This is a genomic window from Pseudomonas sp. Cab53 (assembly GCF_018325965.1).
Taxonomy (GTDB): Bacteria; Pseudomonadota; Gammaproteobacteria; order Pseudomonadales; family Pseudomonadaceae; genus Aquipseudomonas; species Aquipseudomonas chlororaphis_E.
The window spans coordinates 2,919,279-2,940,757 of sequence record NZ_AP021902.1 but is presented as its reverse complement, the minus strand read 5'-3'; the positions used below and the strand labels follow the sequence as shown (position 1 = coordinate 2,940,757).

General features: G+C 61.7%; 13 protein-coding genes. 3 read left to right on the top strand and 10 right to left on the bottom strand.

Translation table 11 applies throughout. The features are described 5' to 3' along the window. Window positions 1-2: 2 nt before the first annotated feature. Window positions 3-431, bottom strand: a complete 429-nt coding sequence (locus KI241_RS12795) for a hypothetical protein (RefSeq protein WP_053144490.1) — start codon at window positions 429-431, stop codon at window positions 3-5. 172 nt (window positions 432-603) lie between these two features. Here KI241_RS12795 and KI241_RS12790 point away from each other — a divergent pair, with 172 nt between their 5' ends. Continuing rightward, the gene (locus KI241_RS12790; RefSeq protein ID WP_053144727.1) at window positions 604-1,551 is read left to right on the top strand and encodes an AraC family transcriptional regulator; all 948 of its coding nucleotides are present in this window, start codon (window positions 604-606) and stop codon (window positions 1,549-1,551) included. Between the two features lie 300 nt (window positions 1,552-1,851). Here KI241_RS12790 and KI241_RS12785 read toward each other — a convergent pair whose 3' ends face one another. From KI241_RS12785 to KI241_RS12770, 4 genes are all read right to left on the bottom strand, one after another. Then, the gene (locus tag KI241_RS12785) at window positions 1,852-2,142 is read right to left on the bottom strand and encodes a DUF3144 domain-containing protein (RefSeq protein WP_047739296.1); all 291 of its coding nucleotides are present in this window, start codon (window positions 2,140-2,142) and stop codon (window positions 1,852-1,854) included. Window positions 2,143-2,283: 141 nt separating this feature from the next. Next, the gene (locus KI241_RS12780) at window positions 2,284-4,683 is read right to left on the bottom strand and encodes a TonB-dependent receptor (protein WP_212803789.1); all 2,400 of its coding nucleotides are present in this window, start codon (window positions 4,681-4,683) and stop codon (window positions 2,284-2,286) included. Between the two features lie 132 nt (window positions 4,684-4,815). After that, on the bottom strand, window positions 4,816-5,742 hold the full coding sequence (locus KI241_RS12775) for a FecR family protein (protein WP_042731767.1): 927 nt from the start codon (window positions 5,740-5,742) through the stop codon (window positions 4,816-4,818). Continuing rightward, window positions 5,739-6,245, bottom strand: a complete 507-nt coding sequence (locus KI241_RS12770; protein WP_042731766.1) for a sigma-70 family RNA polymerase sigma factor — start codon at window positions 6,243-6,245, stop codon at window positions 5,739-5,741. The genes KI241_RS12775 and KI241_RS12770 overlap by 4 nt, the downstream gene beginning before the upstream one ends. A 234-nt stretch (window positions 6,246-6,479) precedes the next feature. Here KI241_RS12770 and KI241_RS12765 point away from each other — a divergent pair, with 234 nt between their 5' ends. After that, window positions 6,480-8,423: a sigma-54-dependent Fis family transcriptional regulator gene (locus tag KI241_RS12765; RefSeq protein WP_212803788.1), complete on the top strand. Its 1,944-nt coding sequence runs from the start codon at window positions 6,480-6,482 to the stop codon at window positions 8,421-8,423. Between the two features lie 74 nt (window positions 8,424-8,497). Here the strand turns inward: KI241_RS12765 and aldA are convergent, their stop codons facing one another. Continuing rightward, window positions 8,498-9,934: an aldehyde dehydrogenase gene (gene aldA / locus KI241_RS12760; protein WP_047739653.1), complete on the bottom strand. Its 1,437-nt coding sequence runs from the start codon at window positions 9,932-9,934 to the stop codon at window positions 8,498-8,500. Window positions 9,935-9,999: 65 nt separating this feature from the next. Beyond that, window positions 10,000-12,177, bottom strand: a complete 2,178-nt coding sequence (locus KI241_RS12755; protein ID WP_212803787.1) for a PQQ-dependent dehydrogenase, methanol/ethanol family — start codon at window positions 12,175-12,177, stop codon at window positions 10,000-10,002. Between the two features lie 292 nt (window positions 12,178-12,469). On the opposite strand from KI241_RS12755, the gene KI241_RS12750 reads away from it, so the two are divergent. Continuing rightward, window positions 12,470-14,161, top strand: coding sequence for a thiamine pyrophosphate-binding protein (locus KI241_RS12750; RefSeq protein ID WP_212803786.1), 1,692 nt, complete (start codon window positions 12,470-12,472; stop codon window positions 14,159-14,161). A 119-nt stretch (window positions 14,162-14,280) separates the two neighbouring features. Here KI241_RS12750 and KI241_RS12745 read toward each other — a convergent pair whose 3' ends face one another. From KI241_RS12745 to KI241_RS12735, 3 genes are all read right to left on the bottom strand, one after another. Then, window positions 14,281-15,306, bottom strand: coding sequence for a hypothetical protein (locus tag KI241_RS12745; protein ID WP_212803785.1), 1,026 nt, complete (start codon window positions 15,304-15,306; stop codon window positions 14,281-14,283). Then, entirely contained in the window at window positions 15,303-17,414 is a 2,112-nt protein-coding gene (locus tag KI241_RS12740) for an AAA family ATPase (protein ID WP_160310735.1), read from the bottom strand. Before KI241_RS12740 ends, KI241_RS12745 begins: the two co-directional genes overlap by 4 nt. Window positions 17,415-17,726: 312 nt before the next feature. Continuing rightward, a complete protein-coding gene (locus KI241_RS12735; RefSeq protein WP_212803784.1) occupies window positions 17,727-21,221 on the bottom strand; it encodes a GAF domain-containing protein in 3,495 nt (1,164 codons plus the stop codon). Between the last annotated feature and the right edge of the window lie 258 nt (window positions 21,222-21,479).

The following is a 21,479-nucleotide window of genomic DNA, read 5'->3' as shown; positions in this document are numbered from 1 at the left end:
GCTCAATTGGCCTGCAAATAATCGGTCAAAAACGCCTGTGCATTGCCTTGGCTGGACAGGAACTCGTCATAGCCGACATTCAGCGCCTGCGATTCGCCAGGCAGGTACAGCTCGCCCCAGCCTTGTTGCAGCACCAGTACCACGAATTTCTGGCCGTCCACGGTGGTGGAATAGCGGGTGTCCTTACTGGTCTTTTCTACGGTCATCTTCTGGATCTTCATGTTCCAGTCGTGGTCGACACCCTCCAGCTGCACCAGCGCCTGATTGTCATTGCGCGCACCGATGCGCAGAGTCCAGACTTTCACGCCGCCTTCGCCGGCATAGGCCAGCACTTTTTCTGCGACTTCCGGGCGGTTTTCAGCCTGGGCGCCACCCGCGATCACGGCCAGAGCCAGGCACAGCAGCGCTGCCCACTTGCGATACATCAACATTTAGGGTTTCCTCGGCAGTTCAAAGGCCACCATTGAAATCAACGCTCAGGCGCCTGCCAAGCGGCGTGGCCGTGGCGCACAACAATAAGGCCGTGACGCACAACAAATGATCGGGCTGCCCAATGTCGATATCATGCAACGCTGCCCACCAGCCCTGACGGACACTTTGCCAATGGACCGCCGCAACCCCTATCTGGACACGCACTTCTGCTTCGATCACCCAGAGGCCCTGAACCAGGCCGGTGTATTCGATGAAAGCGCGCGGCAGGTCATGGGCAGCGCGATCGGCCATTACCGCGCGCAGACGCTGCGGTCGCAGCTGCAGTATTTCGATTGCGATCTGCAATTCCCCGAACCGTTGCGCATTCACAAGGTGCTGCCCGACAGCGTGTGCATCGTGCAGGTACTGGGTGGGCAATGGCAGCATCGGGTTGACGGTCGGCTAAATGAATACACGCCCGGCGCGCCGCATGTGCTGGGATTGAGTGAAAGTATGGAAGCCATGGACCAGATGCCTGCCGGCAGCCGTGCGCGCATGGCCGGGCTGCGCATCGGCGGCGACTATCTACGCGAATTGGCTGAAGAAGACCCGTCACTGCAATCGCTGGCCAGGCTGCTCGACGATGGCATGCACTTTTCCGAACTGCGCGGCTGTCGCGCCATCGGGAGTTTGTTCGAGCGCCTTTATCACTCACCCTACCAGGGCGCCTTGGAACGGCTCAATCAGGAGAGCCTGAGCCTGGCCGTGCTGGTCGAGCTGGCGATGCACCTGGCGCCACAGCCAGCTGAGCAGGTGGCCACGTCGCGCAGCCATTCGGACCTGGCACACGAAGCACGCTTCAAGCTCGACGCCAACCTGATGAACCCACCCGGCACTCCGGCGCTGGCACGGGAACTGGGCGTGGGTGAAACCACCCTGAGACGTGCCTTTAGCCGGGTGTACGGCCAGTCGATGCTCGATTACGTGCGCCAACAGCGCCTGGAACTGGCGCGCACTCTGTTGCGCCAGCGCAAATGGCACGTGGCGCAGATTGCCCACCGCCTGGGCTACTCCAATCCTGCCAATTTCAACCATGCCTACAAGGCGTATTTCGGCCATCCGCCAGGGGCTGAAGTCTGAGGTCGGCGACACTTGCTCTGTCGCCCTGCGCATCCATACGTCCGCTTTTGGCCGGTTAGCGACCGTCGCTCTGATTAGCCATCCTTTTCTTTCCACACGTGGAGGACTTGTCATGAACATCATCGCTACCTGCAGCCGTCAGCCCTGGAACCCGAGCTTGTACTCCTCGCGAGTGAGTCAGGATCAGCGTCACCGCTCACACGGCCCAGAGACCATCGCCTAAGCTGATACTACGCGAATGAGTGACCGGACCAGCGTAGCCGAAAGATGCCAGCGGTTATCCCTTTCCATCTCGGCGCCCTACTTGCCCAGCACGTACTGACCGAAATTATTGATGTGATCATCCAGGTTATCCTCAAGCATCATCCGGTACTGATCACAGAAATACTTCAGCAATGCCTCCCTCGCATCGGCCATTTCCGCAGCAGATTTGAAGTTCTGCGCGCTGGCCCAGGCGTTGAAACGTGATGTGCCAAACAGCATCGACGCGCTGATCTCGCCGAGGTTTCCATAGGTTTTCAGCTGTTCGTTGGACAGCTCAATATGGGCGTCTGCGCGGTCGTAGAAGGCGTGGTCGGTGGCGTCGGCCATGATAAGACTCCGATAAGCAAATGAGGGGCGTCATTGGAGCATATCCCACGGCTGGATTGCAGATGCCTGACCTCTACGCGAAGGAACGGTGAAGCCCGCCTGATCTAAGTGCCCCCCTCTCCTGCCTTCCATGCAGCCACATCAGAAATCAACAGTGGCCGATACCTTCAGCGTGCGCGGCGCCCCTTGGGTCAGATAACCACCGTTGGCCGAGGCCCAGTAATTTTCGTCGGCGACGTTCTCCAGCATTGCGTTCAAGGTCAGGGCGCGGCCATCCAGGTGCGTCCGATAGCGGGCGCCCAGGTCGACGCGGGTCCAGGCGGGGATGCTGTATTCGTTGGCGCTGTCCACGAATTGGCCGCCGGTGCGCAGTAGCAGGCCGTTCAGGCTCACCCCGGGCAAACCTGGCACATCCCAGTCGGCGCCCAGATTGAACTGGAACAGCGGCACACCCACCGCCTGGTTGCCATCGTCGCGACCGCCAGCGGTGCCGCGCAGCTCGGCTTTGGTCCAGGTGGCGCCGCTCAGCAGGCGCAGGCCGTCCAGCGGCTCGCCGAACATGCTCAGTTCCACGCCGCGATTGCGCTGCTCGGCATCCACCCGGTAGTAGCCGTCGCCGCCGAGCACGCCCTGGGGCTGCTCGATGCGGAACAGGCTAAGGCTGCCGCCGAAGGTGCCCCAATCCAGCTTGGCGCCCACCTCCGTCTGCTTGGAGCGATAGGGCGCGAACATCTCGCCGTTATTGAGCGCGGCGACCGGTGCGGTCGGCCCCTGTTGCAGAGACTCGACGCGGTTGGCATAGAGCGACAGGTACTCGGTGGGCTTGATCACCAGGCCATAGGCCGGCGTGGTGATGCTTTCCTGGTAGCTGGCGGTGCGGGCACCGCTGGCCGCGCTCCACGCATCAGCGCCGATGGATTGGCGGCGCAGGCCCAGGGTCAGCAGTACGCGGTCGTCGAGAAAGCCCAGGGTGTCGGACACCGCCAGGCTGCGGTTCTGTACTTTGGCGACAGTGTCCGGGTCGTGGATGTCGCCGGAAATGCTGGTGGCCGGCGGCTCGGCGACGGGCTGGCCCGCATACAGATTGCCGAAGCCACGACTGCCCGCCGCGGTGGACTCGAACGCGTTACGCTTCTCCTGCCAGATGCCGTTGGCGGCCAGGTTGATGCGATGGCTGACCGGCCCGCTCATGAGTTCGCCGCGCAGCCCCGTGACGGCGCTCAGGGTCTCTTGGTCCAGCGGCGAATAGAGGCGGCCGATACGTGCGTCGCCATTTTCGCCGTAGACGTAGTTGGAGGCGTATACCCCGTTCTCCCGCGTGTATTTGCCGCCTGCGCTCAGGTAGGCGGTCCAACTGGGCGACAGGTCGTATTCGGCGCTGAACATGCCATAGGTGTCTTCCAACTGCGACCAGCTCCAGGGCTGCGCGTAGTTGTGGTCTGAGTCCGGTGCCGACGGCGTCTTGCCGTTGAGCGTGCTGGTAGGCCCCGTCGTAGTCAGATAGACCACCGAGCGCCCCTCATTGACCCGTTGCTTCTGGTACCCGACATCCGCAGACAAACGTAGATCGTCACCGCGGTAGTCCAGGCCGAGGGTGGCCAGGCTGAAGCGTGAGTGCTCATCGTCCACCGCCGTCTCGCCCTCACGCTGGGCCAGGTTCACCCTTACGCCAAAGCGGTTGTCCTCGCCGAAGCGCTGGCCCAGGTCGAGGTGCCCGCCCACTCGGCTGTCGCTGGCATAGTCCAGGGTGGCGCTGCGGGTAGGAGTGTCCTCGGCGCGCTTGGAGACTACGTTGATCGCCCCGCCGACACCGCTGCCCGACGGCGATACACCATTGACGAAGGCGTTTGCGCCCTTGAACACTTCGACCCGCTCGACCGACTCGGTGGAAATGATCTGGCGCGGCAAAATGCCGTACAACCCGTTGAAGGCAATGTCGTCGCTGAACAGCTGAAACCCGCGCACGACGAACACCTGGGAGAAGTTGCCAAAGCCGAACGACTGCCGCACGCCTGGATCGCTGGCCAGCACATCGGCCAGGGTCTGCGCCTGGCGCTTCTCGATCAGCTCGGAGGTGTAGCTGGAGAAAGCGAAAGGCACATCCTGCATGTCCTGGTTGCCCAGCACGCCGATGCGCGCACCCCGCGCCGCTTCCCCGCCGGCGTACTCGGCCGGCAGGTCGACACGGCCTTCGGCGGTCCCACTGATAGTGATCGATCCCAGCTCCAACACGCCCTGCTCCGGCAGCGGTACTAGCGTGAAGGTGCCGTCATCGCCGTTCTGGAAGGTCAGGCCGCTGCCCGCCAACAACCGCTGCAGGCCGTCGACCACCGAATAATCGCCCTTGAGCGCCGGCACCACACCGCTACCACGGGTCAGGCCGGCGTCATAGAGCAGACGCACGTCGGCCTGCTCGGCAAAATCGGTGAGCGCCGCGTCGAGCCGCTGGGCAGGCACGTCGAGCGCGACGGCGTGCGCCTTTGCAGCAGCCATGGCCAGGGGTAGAACGGCTAGCGCCGCGAGGAAGGAAGTCGACCGCATGCTGATGTCCTTGGCTATCAATACGAAGAAGTCGCATTTGCAGGAACGGAAGACGAAGGCGGCGATGATTTCTGAACCATCGCCGCCTAAATATTTGCTTTTTTTCTTGAGGGGCCAGGTGCGACGCGGGTCTCAGTGGCGTGAGGCGACCAGAATCAACCCCGGCAAGCGCACCAGGCGCACAGGCAAGGTGCTCTCCACGGCACTCAATACGGCCTGTGGATCGTCCAGGGCGAATACACCGGTCACCTGGAGTGTGCGAGCGGCTTCGTCGACAAACAGCACCCGTGCAGATTGGCTGCGCTCAAGCTCAGCGAACACTTGCTCCAGGGGGCGGTCGCGCAATACCAGCTTGCCGCGCTGCCAGCCCAAGCGCTGGCGCGCGTCCAGTGCCTGCGGCGCCTGCAACTCCGCGCCGCGCCACTGCACCTGCTGCCCGCCGACCACCGCCAGCGGCTCGCGCCCGTCGCTGGAGGCCAGCACTCGGCCCTCGCTGACCGCGAGGTCGACACCGCCCTCCTCCAGCCGCACATCAAAGCGCGTGCCGGTGACGCGTATACGCGCCTCGCCGGCCCTGACAATGAACGGCCGGGCCGGGTCATGGGCGACCTGGAAGTCCGCCTCGCCGCGGTACAGCCTGACCTCGCGGCGACCGTCGACAAACTGCCAGTCCAGTGCCGAATCGCCGTTGAGGGTCAACAGCGAACCATCGGCCAGGCGTAACTCGCGCACCTCGCCCGGTCGGGTGCTGATATCGGCATACAGCCCGATCCAGGTACCGCGCGGTAACCACAACGCGAGCAACAGCATCGCGGCGCAGGCCAGCGGCGCCGCCCAGCGTCGATGGCGACGTACCACGCGTGCCTGAGGTTGCTCCGCCGGACGTTCTATCTGGCCGAGCAACGACCACAGCTCTTCCACCTCACGCGCCGCCTGCTCGTGCTCGGGCGCCGCCTCGCGCCAGGCTTGCGCGGCATTGCGATCGGCAGCGGTGGCACGGCCGGAATGCAGCAGCACCTGCCATTGCCGGGCCTGATCGAGTAGTGAAGGATGAGTCACGGCTGCGGGTCCATTTGCTGCTGGCAGTGTTCAAGGGCCTTCAAGATATAGCGTCCGGCCATGCTTTCCGAGACCCCCAGGCGTTCACCGATCTCACGCTGGGTCAGCCCATCCAGGCGATTCCACAACAACGCCTGGCGCAGGTGCGGCGGCAAATCCTGAACGACGCGCTGCAGTCGCTCCAGGCGCTGGGCGTCGCTTACCGCTCGCTCCGGACCCGGCTGGGCACTGACCAATTCGATGGATATCTCCTCCTCGATGGGGCGCGCTTTCTGCTGACGGCGGTAGTCAATGATCAGGTTGCGTGCGATGCGATAGAGGAAGGCGCGAAGATTGCCGATCTCCTCGCCGGACGCTCGCCGGCGGAAGCGCAACCAGGTCTCCTGGCGCAGGTCGGCCGCCAGCTCTTCGCACTTCACCTGTCGCGTAAGGAAGCGCAGCAGTTCGCTCGAATGGTTTTCGAACTGGCCGTCGGCAGAATGAGGATCGGAGGGCCGGGACACGCAAGCGACTCGAACGGGAAAGAGCCGCGAGGTTATATAAAATGATAATGATTTGCAATTGCTGCGATGTTCGCGCCTCGCCCTTTACCTGCCGCGATGGGCGAAGCTTATTGCACTTAGGCTGAAAATTCTCGTGCCAACGTCTATGGTAGACAGTTGCAGCTGCGTTCAGCGTCTGAATGGCGCGTCGCAGTGGTGGCACTTTGCGGACTTCACGCCTGACTGGAGCATTTCATGACCCCGCATAGCACGCAGGCAACTCCCAGCGAACTTGCAGCGTTCGTCAACGACCACTTTTCGGGGCGCGGGATCCGGCCGGACGGCGTCATCGCCCAGTCCTGGTACCGCAGCGTCGTTGAGCACCGCCTCGACCCTGGCGCGGCGAGCCGCAAGAACATCCTCAGCGCCGAAGACATCCGTCGCCATCAGCAACACCATCAGCAATACCTGGCCATCGCCAGCCAGGGCGTCAGCGGACTGGCGCGGCGTGTGGTGCCGGCCGGCTTTGCGGTGCTGTTGAGCGACGAATACGGCATTACCCTGGATTCTCGGTTGCCTAGCCAGCACGATGCCTACACCCAATCAGGCTTGGTGGTGGGCGCGAGATGGGACGAATCAGTGGTGGGCACCAACGGCATCGGTACCACGCTGGCAGCGACGCAGCCATTGATCATCCACCGTGACGAGCATTTCCTGGCGGCCAATTCCCGCCTGAGCTGCTCGGTAGCGCCCATCTTTGATGCCCAGGGCCTGTTGCGCGGTTGCCTGAATGCGACCTGCATGAACAGCGACGGTCCTCGGGAAAGCCAATACCTCACCTTGCAACTGGTGATCATGTACGCGCGCATGATCGAGAATGCACACTTTCGCCAGAGCTACCGCGACCGTTTGACCCTGTCTCTCGTACCCATCGATGAGATCGCCGACCTGGGCAATGAACAATTGCTCGCCCTGGATGAAAGCGGGCGCGTCATTGGGGCCAACCGGGCCGCGTTTATCGCCCTGGACGCGACCGACACACCAACATTGATCGGTGCCTCCATCGAGCGCCTGCTCTCGATCACCGTGGATGAGCTGCTCCAGCTCACCAACGGCGGCGCCCGAGGCGTGCGTCTGCGGGGCCCTCGGCACGAATCCTTGCTGGACGTCGGCCTGCGTATCCCCTCTGAACGGCACCGCCCGCTCCCCGTCGCCCGCCCCGCTCTTCGGGCCCACCCGGATCTTCAGCAACTCGCCGGCCTGGATGCCCGGCTGCAGCAAAACACCCAGCGCGTGCGCAAGGTGATCGACAAGGGCATACCGATCCTGATCACCGGTGAAACCGGCACCGGCAAGGAGGCGTTTGCCCGTGCGATCCACCATGCAAGCCATCGCCGCGCCGGGCCTTTCGTGGCGTTGAACTGCGCGGCGATCCCCGAGACGCTGATCGAGAGCGAGCTGTTCGGCTATCGCGCCGGCAGCTTCACGGGCGCTAACCGAAAAGGCATGAAAGGCAAGCTGGAACAAGCCAACGGCGGGACGTTGTTTCTCGATGAGATCGGCGACATGCCTGCCCATTTGCAAACCCGTTTGCTGCGGGTGCTGGCGGAGCGAGAAATTTCGCCGCTGGGGGCCGAGGCGCCGGTGACGCTGGATGTTCAGGTGATCTCGGCCACTCACCAGGATCTGCATGCCATGATCCGCGACAAACACTTTCGCGAAGACCTGTTCTACCGCCTGGCCGGCATGAACCTGGCGCTGCCGGCCCTGCGCGAGCGCAGTGACCGAGCCGAACTGATCGATACGCTGCTCGCGGCCCAGCCCGGCGCCCAAGGGTTACAGCTTGACGCCGATGCCCGCCAATGCCTGCTTGATTACGCCTGGCCCGGCAACATTCGTCAGTTGCTCAATAGCCTGCGCTACGCAGTAGCCCTGGCCGAAGGCGGCGTGATTGATCGGGAGTGCTTGCCCTGTGAATTGCTGGCGCCGCAAAAGCCGTCGCCGTCAATCAGCGCCGTGGCGCAGGCCAGCCATCTGGAAGCGCAACTGGACGGTGAGGAGTCCCGCCACTTGCTCGGTACTCTGCGCCGGCATCGCTGGAACATCAGCGCCGCCGCGACGGACCTGGGCATCTCGCGCTCGACGCTGTATCGCAAGATGAAAAAGCACGGTCTTGTCGCGCCCAACGACCTGCCCTGACAGCGGGTCCCGCGGCCAATGAAAATGCCGGCGCCCGTTGCAGGCGTCGGCATTTTCCAGGGGCAGGCTATGGATCAGATCTGAATGTAGACCACGTGGGTGTGGGTGTACTCATACAAGCCGTGTTTGCCGTCCGCGCCGCCAATGCCGGATTTGCGCGCCCCCGCATGGAAGCCCTGCATCGCTTCAAAGTTCTCGCGATTGATGTAGGTCTCGCCGAAATCCAACTCATTGCTGGCGCGCATGGCCGCGCTCAGGCTACGGGTGTAGACCGAGGATGTCAGGCCGTACTCGCTGTCATTGGCCAGGGCGATGGCTTCGTCCAGGTCCTCCACGATCTGGATCGGCAACACCGGGCCGAAGATTTCCTGGCGCATGATCGCCATGTCGCTGCCACAGCCAGCCAACACCGTTGGCTGATAATGAAAGCCCGCGCCCTTGTCCGCCACCGCCCCGCCCGTGACCACTTCAGCGCCCTGCCCTGTGGCGGTCCTGACCATCTGCGCGACTTTGTCCAGCGCGGCCTGGTTGATCAGCGGCCCCATGTCCAGGTCGTCTTCAGCCAGCGGGTCGCCGTACCGGGTCGCGGCCATCGACGCGGCCATCTGCTCGATGAACTGATCGGCGACCTTGCGTTCGACGTACACCCGCTCGGCGCAATTGCACACTTGTCCGGTGTTGATCACCCGCGACGCAGTGACGGCCTTGACCGCCAGCTCCAAGTCGGCGTCCGCGAGCACGATGGCTGGCGCCTTGCCGCCCAGCTCCAGGTTGAGCTTGGTGATGTTCGGCGCCGCCGCGGCCATGATCCGCGAGCCCGTATCGACGCTGCCGGTGAAGCTGATCAGGTCGACGCCGGCGTGACGGGTCAGGCGTTGCCCCACAGTCGCTCCCGTACCGCTGACCACATTGAATACCCCAGGCGGCAGGTCGGTCTCGGCCACCAGGCGGGCAAACTCGAAGCAGTTGATGGGGGTTTCTTCGCTGGGTTTGATCACGATGGTGTTGCCGGTCACCAGCGCGGGCGCCATCTTGCGAGCGATCAGGAAGAACGGGAAATTCCACGGCAGAATGCCGGCCACTACGCCCAAGGGCTTGCGCAGCAGGAAGATGTTTTCGCCGACACGGTCGCTGGTCAGCACCTCCCCTTCAAGACGCCGTGCCCATTCGGCCATGTAATCCAGGTAATCGGCGGTGAAGTTCACCTCCACCCGCGCCAGTCCCAGCACTTTGCCTTGTTCGGCAGTGATGAGGTGGGCAAGTCGTTCGGCGTTGTCGCGCACTTTGCTGGCGATCTTGCGCAGGTAACCTGCGCGCTCGATGGCCGGACGGGCCGCCCAGTTTTTCTGCGCGTGGCGCGCCGCGGCAATGGCCGCTTCAACCTGCTCGCCGCTGGCTTCGGGCACGCGTGCCAACAGTTGATTGTTGGCCGGGTTGCGCACTTCGATGCTGGGGTCGCTGGGAACGAAGGCATTGGCGATGAAGTTCTGGTAATGGATGATTTCGGTCATGTGCTTGCTCTCGCGGACAGTGTCGAAAACGATGCAGGGGCGCCCCGCCCCTGCATCACGGGTATTCATTGGGCGCTGAAGGTCTTCCAGACACCGCCTTCCTGCTGCAGGTCGTGGGCGCGCTTGATCAGGTATTGGTGGATCTGCTCCACCTGCTCCGGCGTGAAGGCGTCGGCAAAGGACGGCATGCCGTCAGGCACCCGGCCGCCGTAGAGAATGCCGAGGAACATCTGGTGTTTTTTCGGCGTCAGCTTGCGCAGGTCCGGCAGCACGCCACCGCTGACCGCATGAATGCCATGGCACTGCGAGCAGTAGCCGTCATAGAGCTTGCCACCCGCGTCCACCGCGACGGTGTCACCGGTCAACGGCGGCGGCTTAGGGGTCTCGGCAAGCGGTGCCGGTTCGTTGAGTTTCGCGGTGCCACCCAGTTTGTAGGTCAATACCTGGGAAAACGGACGGACCCCGGCGCGCAGGGACAAGGCACCGGCAAAGGTCGAGAAGGCTCCGCCCCAGCCGGCCATGAAGGTGACGTATTGCTCACCGTCGACACTGTAGGTAATCGGCGCGGCCATGACGCCGCTGGCCGCCGGTTGTTCCCACAGTTTCTTGCCGGTATCGGCGGCATAGGCTATTACCCGGCCATCGGCGCTGCCCTCGAACACCAGGTTGCCGGCCGTGCTCAAGGTGCCGCCGTTGAAGATCGTCACATAGGGCACTTCCCAGGCCGGCTGCTGCTTGACCGGGTCCCAGGCGATCAGCTTGCCAGACCAGCCCTTGGCCATTTCCAGCAGCCCGTCAGCGTTCTCCGGCATCATCCCGGTGCGCAGGCCCAACTGGTACATGCTCTTGAATGGGTTGCGCTTCGGCGCCTCGGGGATGTGCTCGTAATAGGCGGACATGATGTGCGCCGGGATGTACACCAGCCCCGTGTTCGGGTTGAACGACATCGGCTGCCAGTCATGGGCGCCCCAAAACGCAGGCGTCACCAGTTTGCGCTTGCCGTCCTTCCAGTAGGCGGCGTTCTCGTCATCGACGATGGGCCGGCCCGTCTTCATGTCCATGCCCTTGGTCCAGCTCTGCGGCACGATGCCCTTGGCCGACAACAGCTCCCCCGTGGCGCGGTCGATCACATAGAAGAAGCCGTTCTTGGGCGCTTGCATCAACACCTTGCGCGGTTTTCCATTGATCGGCAGTTCCGCCAGGATCATGTGCTGGGTGGCGGTGTAGTCCCAGGCATCTCCCGGCGTGGTCTGGTAGTGCCAGACGTACTCTCCGGTATCGGCGTTGACCGCGACGATCGAGGACAGAAACAGGTTGTCACCCTTGGCCTGGCTGCGCCATTTCGGGTCCCACAACGAACCATTGCCCACGCCGATGTACAACAGGTTCAGCTCAGGATCGAAGGCAAAAGAGTCCCAGGCGGTGCCGCCGCCACCCTGCTCGACGAACGCGTCGCCGTGCCAGGTCTTGGCGGCGATGGCCATGGCCTTGTCTTCCGGCGGCAGCTTGGGGTCGCCCGGTACGGTATAGAAGCGCCAGGCCTGCTTGCCGGTTTCTGCATCGTAGGCGGTGACGTAGCCACGCACGCCGAATTCAGCGCCGCCGTTGCCAATCACCACCTTGCCGTTGACCACCCGAGGGGCACCCGTGATGGTGTAGCTGCGCGCGTGATCGGCCCGGGTGTCCACCGACCAGGCGCGCTGGCCGGTCCTCGCATCAATGGCTTCCAGGCGCCCATCGAGCACGCCCACGTAGACCTTGCCCTTCCACACCGCAACACCGCGGTTGACCGCATCACAGCAAGCCTCACCGGCGCGGTTGCGGTCGGACTGTGGGTCATACTTCCAGATCAGCTTGCCATTGCGTGCATCCAGGGCGTACACCACCGAAAACGGCCCGGTGGTGTACATCACGCCGTCGACCACGATGGGCGTGGCTTCGACACCACGGTCAAGATCCAACTTGTAGCTCCACGCCAGGCCGAGCTGGCTGACGTTCTGGTCGCTGATCTTGTTGAGCGGGCTGTAGCGTTGCTCATCGTAGGTACGACCGGTGCTCATCCAGTTACCGGGTTCCTGGTTGGCGGCAATGATCCGCTTGCCATCGACATTGGCCGGCATGTCCTGCGCCCAGGCCGGCATGACGCTCAGGTTCAGAGCTAACGCGACGAACAGGCTCTTGAGCGGAGCGCCGATGGGCGCGGTTCGGGGGGCGGGAGGCACGGCGAGACCAAACTGTGTCATGGGGAACTCCTGATTCTTATTAGTAGCGAAGCCATTGCGCTGCGCAGGGGGACAAGAGCAACCCCTGTGCCAGCCTTCGCCAAAGACCTGCAAGCCACGTCATACAAGGCTTGCAAGCCGGATCGCTGACTGCGTCAACCTGCGACAGGTGTCGCACCCATGGGGCATCTGTCCCACCCTTGGCACACTTGGGTTTTATTAATAGGAATGTGGTTAAAATCCGATCGCCCCACGACAGTCGCCACAGGAACCCGCTAAATTAGCGCCTCCAGACCTGATGAGGTTCTGCGTCATGCCTTTAGAGTCCGATGTCTTTCTCAACCGCCGCGGGCAACGCGGTGCAGACCTGTTCGTAGAAGTGCTTCGCAGCGAAGGTGTGCGCTACGTCTTCGGCAATCCGGGAACAACCGAGCTGGCTTTGCTCGACGCCCTCTCAGGCGCCCCGGACCTCCAATACATCCTCGGCCTGCAGGAGGCCTCAGTCGTCGCGATGGCCGACGGTTATGCGCAGGCATCCGGTCGCCCCGCCTTCGTCAACCTCCATACGGCCGGTGGACTGGGCAATGCCATGGGCGCCATGCTCAACGCCAGGATGGCGAACACGCCGCTTGTCATCACCGCCGGTCAACAAGACACGCGACATGGCGTGACCGACCCGCTGCTCCACGGAGACCTCGTCGCTCTCGCCCAACCGAGCGTCAAATGGGCGGAGGAAATTCATCATCCCGAACATATTCCGATGCTGCTGCGCCGTGCGTTTCAGGACTGTCGCACGGGGCCGGCCGGCCCGGTTTTCCTTTCCCTGCCGATTGACGTGATGGAGCAACACACGGATGTCACGGTCGGCCCGCCATCGCGAATCGAGCGCGGTGCCGTGACCGGGGCGATTGAGGAATTGGCCGCTGCCCTGGCGAACATCACCCCCGGTCGCCTGGCGATTCTCGTGGGAGAAGAAGTGATCCAGTCGCGCGCGGAAGTTGAAGCCGTGAGGCTTGCCGAGGCACTCGGCGCTCCGGTCTACGGGCCTTCCTGGCCCGGGCATATTCCGTTCCCGACGGCCCATCCGCAGTGGCGGGGAACGCTGCCTGCAAAAGCTTCCGATATCAGGGAGACGTTCTCCGACTTCGACGCGGTCTTCCTGCTCGGCGGCCATTCGTTGATCAGCTATCAATATTCCCAGGGCCCCGCTATCCCTTCTCACTGTCGCCTTATCCAATTGACCAGCGATGGACACCAACTGGGCAGAGTCCACGAGACTGCGCTAGGGCTGATCGGCGATGTAAGACTTTCCTTGCAAACGCTGTTGCCGATACTGGACAAGCGATTGGCCCCACACCGGGAGACCATCGCGACGCTGCGATACGTCGCGAGCCAAGCACGCGATGCACGTCGCGCCGACGTCGCGGCTCGCTTCAGTCGCGAATTCAGCGCGCCGGTGACAACACCTTTCGTGGCTGCCCACGAGGCCGTCCGGGCCATCGGGCCAGACGTCTGGATTGTCGACGAAGCACCCGCCACGATTCCCCATGTCCGCGCGTGCCTGGATTCCCATTCGGCCCGCCAATATCTTTTTACCCGCAGCGCCATCCTCGGCTGGGGCATGCCGGCGGCTGTCGGAACATCGCTTGGCCTGGACCGCAGCCCGGTCGTTTGTCTGGTCGGTGATGGCTCTGCCATGTACTCACCGCAGGCACTCTGGACGGCGGCGCATGAACGGCTGCCGGTCACGTTCGTTGTGATGAACAACGGCGAATACAACATTTTGAAGAACTACGCTCGTGGCCAGGCGCACTACCTGAATGCGAGCACTGACCAGTTCATCGGCATGGACCTGCGCGATCCGGCGATCGACTTCCTGGCCCTCGCCTCTTCCCTGGGGATCACTTCGCGCAGGATCGAGCGCGCCAGCGATATTGCCGGCGCGGTGGAAGAAGGCATTCGTTCAGGCGTCCCGAACCTCATTGAATTACCGATCATGGCCTGAAGATTGCCCAACCTCGAAGCGAATCCACCGCTGAAGAAAACGACATCAAGCTGGAGGCGCCTAGTGTTGTGCAACGGCCGGCGCCCCCCCGATCGTTATTGGTGAAGCTCCTACGGCCCTCAGCTATCCCAAAAGTGAGTCGATTTCCCTGGGGGATGGGAGCTGCGAGATGCCCTAAGCACCGCGGCTTCGAACTCGGCGATCATCCGGTCCCGATTATCAGCGACCAGCTTCTTGACCATGGCCGAGTAGGGTTTCGAGGGTGCAGCCCGGGCTTGCAGTTCAGCGAAAATGGTCTTGGCTTCATTGTGCAGGTGTTGGAAGAATGGTTCCCTGTGATCCATCGGGGCGGCTTTCTTGAGCGCGTTTTCCGCCTTCATCAACTGGTTCTGAACCTCCAGCATCAGCTCGGTGCGCGCCTCCACCAGGTACACTCGGTTCAAGCCAAATATTTGATAGGTGGCAAGTCCGTAAGGGTCCCAGTCATTCCCCACTTTCAGCGGAGCAATCAGACTCAGGCCCCGTTCGACGATCCATTGCAGGTGCTTATCCGGATTGCGTTGAGTGGGGTCGATGAGACAGGCATCCTCGGCCTTCAGATCATCGCCTTTAGCCATGGCACGCCGCCCACGAATCGGGAAGGCATCATATTTGCCGAGCTTATAGGCGCTCCCCTGCATTTTTTGCGTGTAGGGCTGTTCAGCCGTGAAGGTTTGAACTTCATGGTATTCAGAACTATTGCAGTGGATACAGCTGGGCAGCAGATTGGTCCAATCGGACGCCAGCCACCAGTAGCCCGTATGGCCAGGATGGTCGATGACCCGGTTCTTGGGCCGAAAGTGTTCAACCTGGACAGGGCCCACCGCTTTGTAACTGGATTCGCAATAGGCACATTTTTTATGGAACAGCTTATTCAACGCCTGCCTTACGTCTTTTGCCCCATAGGCCTTGAAGTTGAATTTCTTGGTTTTTTTAGCTTGTTTGGCTGTCTTCCCCTTGGCTTTGGCATTTGTTTTCGGAGGCGCCGGCTGAGTGGCTCGGGCCGCATAAAAAGCGGCCGCTCGGGTACGCTCCTTGGCCGCCGGGCTGTTCAATTCGGCAAGCGATAAGGGCTCGTCGACATCCTCGCGCTTAACATAAATCATTGTCCGGCCTCGCCAGCTTCGCGAAGCGTCTCCAGGATCAGGCGGACCGATTCCTCACGCACTTCTGCCCGGTCAAGCCGATTGGAGTGAAACTGTTCGACGATGTGCCGGCGCAACGCTTCATTCACGACCTGGCGTTCCGGGGTGTCGCCAATCATCGAGAACGCGTCCAGCCGCTCGGAAAACTGCTCTTGTGGCTCAAGGCTACGGGATTCGGAAAGCAGCAACCGATCGATACGCCGAAGAGTCTCGGGCTCGGCGGTACTGGCGAGGCCGAAGTATTCGGACGTCAACAGTTGCTCGGCCCGCATGGCACTGACATCGGGCAACCCGGTCATTTCAACGACGGCCCGGTCCTCATCGCGGACCAGTACATGCACTTCACCATCGAGCATCCCCCTCAAACAAAGCGGATCGTGGGTGGTGAAGATGAACTGGACCTGCGGCAACGCACGACGCAAGGCGCCGACTACCTGCATTTTCCAGCGTGGGTGCAGATGGATTTCGATTTCGTCGATCAACACGATGCCCCGTGAGTTCTCCAGGTCACCCCATCGCTTCACCATGTTGCGGATGATGTCCAGCGCCATGGCGAATAACGATCGGTAGCCATCGCTCAACCTCGACAGTGGTATGTCTTCGCCGTGCTTGCTGATCATCAGCCCGGAGCGCTCCGTGCGGATGATCTCGTCCTCGTCCGTCAAGTTGAGGATTTCCCGAAGTGCTCGGGCCACCGTTGGAAAGATTTTCTCGTCAAGTGATTCGAGCCAATCGGCCGAATGTGGTAGCACGCGTTGTTTGTTGAATAACGAAACGATGCTCGAGACTGGCTTGATGTTCTTGTAGTTCGTCGGTTGTTCGCTGAACTGTCGATGGGCCCCATAACCAAGCACCAGCGCACTCTCGAAAGACACGTCATGGATCTCGCCACCCCGCAGGATGTGCACTTCATTGAAGCTGCCGTCGTCAAATTCGATCCGAATACTGGCCTGAGTCGCGCCTTTGTTGCCGGAGAGCTGTTGCCAAACCTGGTCTGCGCGGCCTTGCGGCTTCCGAAGAAAGGCATCGAAGTCTGTCTTGACCTGGCTGCGCAAATGCCGACCCATTGTGCCCAAGGCAATGGCCTGGAGCAGAGAGCTTTTGCCCACCGAATTCTCCCCTAGCAGCACCACCGCCGGCGCGATGCCCTGCTCGGCCACGGACCGACTGGAAAAATCCAGGGTAAAGCGTTTGAACCCTTTGAAGTGTTTGACATCGATCGAGCGGATACGGGCGAACTTGGTCGTCTGCACCTCGCCCACCGCGTCGACGAGATCCGACCGCAGCATGCGCCGGGGCACGTGTTCACCCTTGAGGTGATCGATGAACCGGCGCCACATCGGCGGATTGCAGAGGCTGATGAAACCTGCCAGCTCACTGAAAAACTCAGCCTCGCGTGGCGGTGTGCTCCTCTCTGAGGTCGCCAGCAACGAGTCACTGATCCAAATCCTGACCGCCCCGACATGAGCACGGCGATCATCCAGCCGGTTCTCGATCTCGCTGAGGATTAGTGCATAGTCCTTGCCGCGCAGCTTTTCGAAGAAGACCACCCATTCAGAAAAAATGGCGGCACGTCGACCGACCAGTTCGCTTCGATTGAGCTTCAAGACGTCGATCGTTTCCTTGCCGCGGTCGTTTTTGCCCAGGCAGATCCCTTCGACGGTGAATGCCAGGTGCTCAAAAGGCTGGTCGTTCGAGGGGTCAATCAGGACGGGGCGTTCTTGATCGGCCAGCGCCAGCGGGGTAAAGGGCGCGACACGCTCGTGTTGCGTGGGGAACTGTGAACTCTTGTAGCGCGCACACACGGAACAGGCCAATACCAGGTTGGCCCATTCATAGGCATACCAGGCGTAATGGTCAGGGCTCGGAGTGGCCGAATAACCCAACCGATTCTTGGCGTTGAGCATTGGACGGTGGTGATGGACTTCGAAATCGAAGGGGCCGGTATCTTTCTCGCAGTAACCGCACTTCTCCTGGAAGGCCGCGACCAGCGCTGACTTTACTTCCCGGGAACTCCATTTTCGTCGGTTCAACTTTGGGCGTCGGGTCAACCGGGAGGCAGTTGCCATATCAAAGTGCTCCCGCAGGAGCGCCATTTCATCGACCAACGCCTCGGCTGTGAGCGAAACAGGTGTACTGCTGGGATCCCGCCATACAAATCTCAAAGTCAGTTCCTTTTAACTTTAGAAGGCATAAAGATCCATCAGCCATCCAGCCAACGCTGAAAATCGCTCTGGACCGCGAGCTCTGGCTCGCACCGCCGAGTGAAATCTAGCACGTTTGATGAATGGAAAGCAGGCACAACGACATCATTGATCCCGTCGCAAAAAACGCCCCTCCCTGCTCCATCCTGGCGAGGCGTACCGAATATGACGGCCCTTCTAGAACAAGCCACCCAACCTGGACAGGCTTGCCGCCAGCTCATCCTTGCGAAACGGCTTGTTAAGGCGCGGGATATCCGGGTCAAGTCCTCTGCGTTCGGCGTAACCAGAAACGAGCAAGATCGGAGTACCGGGCCGCGAAACGCGGACCGCCCGGGCCAGTTCAGTGCCGCTGATACCAGGCATCAGGTGGTCGGTGACAATGAGGTCGAATTGTTGCCCCGCCTCCAGCAATTGCAGAGCCTCTTCGCCTGATGCGGCCTCGATGACGTGGTAACCAAGGTCTGCCAGCATGTACGAGGTCGTTGCGCGTACCAGTTCCTCATCGTCGACTAGCAGCGCAGTGCCTCGCACCGATTGTCGATCCAGGGCCTCGGTATAAGGCAAGGCCGCTGTCGGCAGGGTCATGCTGCGCTGGAGCCAAAGCTCGACGTTTGTCCCTAAGCCGGGTGAACTCTGAATCGTGAGCGCGCCGTTCAGCTGGGATGCCAGGCCATGGACCATCGAGAGGCCGAGCCCCGTGCCCTTTCCGATCCCCTTGGTCGAAAAGAACGGCTCCACCGCCCGGGCCAGTGTGGTCGCGTCCATGCCAATGCCCGTGTCCGCCACCGAAAGGCAGACGTAGTGACCTGCAGGAAGATGCGAACGGTGGCCATTACCCACCACCTCGGTGCTCGCCGATATCCTCATCGTTCCACCTTCCGGCATCGCATCGCGCGCATTCACGGAGAGATTGAGAATCGCCATTTCGAGCTGGTTCGGGTCCGCCATTGCCGCCGGCAGTTCCATTGGCGCTTCGACGACCACCTTGATCTGTGGCCCGGTCGTGCTGGCCACCAGGTCACCCATTTCGCCAACCAGCTTTGCCACGTCCACGGGAACGGCTTGGAGCGGTTGGCGGCGGGCAAAGGCGAGCAATCTCTGCACCAGCGTTTTTGCCCGATCAGCCGATTGCAGCGCGCCGCCAATCAGCCTCTGTTCCCGATCCCCGCCCACACCTCTGCGCTGGAGCATGTCGAGCGTGCCAACGATCGGGGTCAGCAGATTGTTAAAGTCGTGGGCCACACCGCCGGTGAGCTGCCCCATCGCTTCCATTTTCTGACTTTGACGCAATGCCTGTTGGACCTCTTCCCGCTCGGCGATGGCATGGGCCACCCTCAATTCAAGCGTGGCGTTGAGCTCGCGCAGTTCTTCTTCGGCCACCTTGCGAGGGGTTACATCCACCGCCGTACCGGTGAAGCGCAAGCAGCGGCCGAACGCACCGAACACGGCTCGGCCCTTGGCCGCCACCCAGCGAACGATGCCATCCTCGCGACCAATCGTGCGGTAGTCGACTTCATAGAGTGCACGCCGTTGAGGGTCGATGGCCGCCGCGAATGCTTCGATCGTTGCCTCTCGGTCCGCCGGGTGCAAACCGTCATAGAAATCCTGCAACGTGACTGGCACATCAGCAGAGATGCCGAACATCGCTTTGGTTTGAGCGGGCCAGATCAGCGTGTTGTGAACGATATCCACGTCCCAGAAGCCGATATCGGCGTTCTCGACGGCCAGTCGCAGTCGCTCCTCGCTCTCACGCAAGCGCATTTCGGCGCCTACCCGCTCCACGTGCGCCCAGCAACGTTCGGCCACCTCCCTCACCCACGATATTTCGGACTGTGACCAATCCCTGGGCGAATTCTGATGAACGGCCATCATCGCGGTCAGACGACCGTCCTTGACCAACGGGCAGCAAATAATCGCGTGAATGCCAATGGACAGAAAGGTCTCCAGCCCTTCGCCGTGGGTCAGCTCCGCGGCGACGTCACGTATGATCAAGGTCCGCCCGGCGCGCATGTCGGCAGCAGCCCGTGGTCCGAAAACATCGAGGCTGTACGTCCCGACCGAGCTCTCGATGCCGGGCGCGCTGTAGTCACTGCGAATCCAGAAACGGTCATGATCGCCATCGACATCTGCATAAGCGCAGCGCGATACGTTGAGCTTCTCGCCCAGCAAGCCGGTCGCGGCGATCATCGCGTCTTCGGCCTGGTGGACGTGAAAGAGACGGCCATCGAGTTCATCGAAAAAGCGCAGTCGCGACGCGCTCTTCTCCAGCGCCGCTTCCGCTTGATGCTCGACCGTACGGTCGCGGAAGATCTTTACAAAACCGCCGTGATCCAGGGCCAATGGCATCATCAGCCCCGAACCCCAGAAACGCGTACCGTCCTTGCGCACGTGCCAGCGCTCGTTGACAGCCCGGCCGTGATCCTGGGCGATGTGGAGTTCGCCGTAAAACACCCGCTCGGCCTGGTCCAGGGCGGTATAGAAGAGGTCACCCTTACGCCCCACTACCTCCTCGGCGACGTAGCCGACGATGCGCTGTGCACCGGTGCTCCAGCTCGTGACCGTGCCTTGCGCATCGAACGTGATAATTGCGAAGTCTTCCGCGCCCTCGACGATCTGGCGATAGCGCGCCTCGCTAATGCGCATCTTGGCTTTTGTTTGCTCACGGTCCAGGACCAGCCCGACTGTCTGGACAATGAAGCCGAGGATCTCGACATCCGTCGATAAAGGCTCATGTGGTTCAGGGTGATACAACATGAAAACACCCAGCACAGCGCCTTGGGCTGAAAGAATCGGGAATGAGGAGCACGTGTGCAGGCCATAAGCGGTAGCCAGCGCCTGTAACTTGGCCGAAAGCAGATCGTTGAGTGCCCCAGGTAAAAGGCCGATATCGCTCGGCAACGGCGAGATACGGGTGGCGCCACCGCTCAAGCCCGCGATCAGTTTTTTTACCTCGTCATTGTAGGCGCGGGGAAGACTGGGACCTGCGCAATACCGCAGATTCGGGTCATCGTCGTTGAGAACCACGATGCTTCCCAGAAATCGGGACATGGACAACGCCTCGACCTCGCGAACGATCGCATCCAGCGCGACGTCGAGGGGGGTATCTTCAACAGACAGTTTCAAAATGCGGTTCTGTGCCTCCCCAAGCGCCGCCGCACGATTGCGTGCCTGGGTGAGGCGCGCGTTCTCGAGCGCAATCGTCGCCAGGCTCGCCAGGCTTTCCAGCCGCTTGATCGTATCGCGATCGGGGGTGTGAACCTGCGACCAGTACGCGCCCAGCGCTGCAACCGCAACGGGCCGGCCGATGGGCACCATGATGAGGCTACGGACGAACGTCGCGGCGTAAGCGTCCTTGGGAACGCGCGGATCCAGTAGCACGTCACGGATGACGACCGTCTCGCGATGGTGCATCGCCCACCCTGAAACACACTGGTCGGCGGCAAAGCTCTGGCCCTGCCAAAGCGCAGAGACCGCATCCTCCGCGACGTAATGACAACGCCCGTCATGCTCAATGACGACCGCGATGCCCTCAGCCCCGACGGCGGCACGTGCGGTGTCGCGGAGCACTGCAACCACGTCCTCTACCGATCCAGCGGCAGCCAATCGCTCACTGGCATCGAGCACATGAAACAGGCGGTCCTCGCCTTCCAAATCAACCGGTACAGTAGACAAACTGAGTCTCCAAATGCCGGCCAAGTGTTCTCTTCCCGGACTGGCTGAAATAAATGTGATTCATTGAGGCAATGTAAGCCATGACATCCGGAGTCGGTTCCCGTTCGATTTTGTAGACGCGTAGCACCGCGCCTCATATCGAATCGAAACCGTTCACCAGCTTGTCCGCTTGCATATTCAAACCGCTGTATGTGGGGGCTGGGCGCGGTCTACAGCATTGTAGCTGAGCCGCTCCGCCTCCAGCGTGACAGGTAGAAA